This is a genomic window from Gordonibacter pamelaeae 7-10-1-b, from assembly GCF_000210055.1.
Lineage (GTDB): Bacteria > Actinomycetota > Coriobacteriia > Coriobacteriales > Eggerthellaceae > Gordonibacter > Gordonibacter pamelaeae.
This window is the reverse complement of the sequence record NC_021021.1, coordinates 2919154-2920135: the sequence shown is the minus strand read 5'-3', so window position 1 is coordinate 2920135 and position 982 is coordinate 2919154. Positions and strand designations below refer to the sequence as shown.

General features: G+C 68.5%; 2 protein-coding genes. Both read left to right on the top strand.

Features of this window, described 5'->3' with window-relative positions:
- Positions 1-384 precede the first annotated feature (384 nt).
- Positions 385-576 (top strand): hypothetical protein, encoded by a 192-nt coding sequence (locus GPA_RS13490; protein ID WP_015540209.1) that lies wholly within the window; start codon positions 385-387, stop codon positions 574-576.
- A 9-nt stretch (positions 577-585) separates the two neighbouring features.
- The coding region (locus GPA_RS13485; RefSeq protein WP_041239660.1) for a CHC2 zinc finger domain-containing protein at positions 586-982 on the top strand (397 nt) is incomplete at its 3' end.

Below are 982 nucleotides of genomic sequence, written 5' to 3'. Positions count from 1 at the left end.
TTGCCGCGCGCCTCCTCCACGAGGTTCTTGAACCCGATGCGGTCCTCCTCGGCGCCGGCGCGGCCGTGCGTGGGCAGGTAGAGCGATACCAGGGGAGGCTCCTCGTGCTCGAAAAGGGCCGAGTCGAAGTCCGCGAGTACCGAGATGCCGTCTTCCATGGGGAACCTCCCGTGTCCGTTTGCTTGTCCGTGGGCGTGCGGCGGCGCTCCCGGCCCGGACGCCGGGGCGCGACGCATCGGCCCAGCATAGCAACGCACCCGCACCCCGTCCGACCCCGCGCCCCTCTGTAAGCATCCGGTTGGCAAGCTGCTGACAACTCGGCGCGGACGCGCTTGCGCTATACTGTGCGGGAAGGGCGGGACGGACGAGACGGAAGGGCCGTGCATGAGGAACCGGGAATGGGTGTACGCGGCGATCGCGGTGGCAAGCTTCGTCCTGATGACGGGCAGCCTGGTGCTCGCGTACATGAACGCGGGCGAGGGGCAGCTCGGGCCGGGCGAGTTCGTGCCCGCCATCGGGTTCGGCCTCCTGTTCCTGGTGAACCTCGTGCTGGCCAAGCAGAACAAGCGGAGGTAGCGGGGGCGCATGGCGGGCACCATCAGCGAAGAGGACATCCAGAAGGTACGCGAGGCGTCCGACCTCGTGGCCATCATCGGCGAGCGCACGCCCGTGAAGCAGCGCGGCCGCGACTTCTGGTGCTGCTGCCCGCTGCACAACGAGAAGACGCCCTCGTTCAAGATCGACCCCGTGCTGCAGCTGTGGCACTGCTTCGGCTGCAACGAGGGGGGCGACGTGTTCGGCTTCCTCATGAAGACCGAGGACCTGTCGTTTCCCGAGGCCGTGCGGAAGCTGGCCGAGCGGGCGCACATCGACATCGCCGACACGGGCGGCCGCGGCGGCGTGCCGAGCTCCAAGAAGGCGCGCCTGAAGGCCGTGTGCGAGGCGACGGCCACGTTCTACCACACCCAGCTCATGCGCAATC

Coding starts and splice junctions, on each gene's coding strand:
- GPA_RS13490 (WP_015540209.1), top strand. CDS start 385: ATGAGGAACCGGGAATGGGTGTACGCGGCGATCGCGGTGGCAAGCTTC.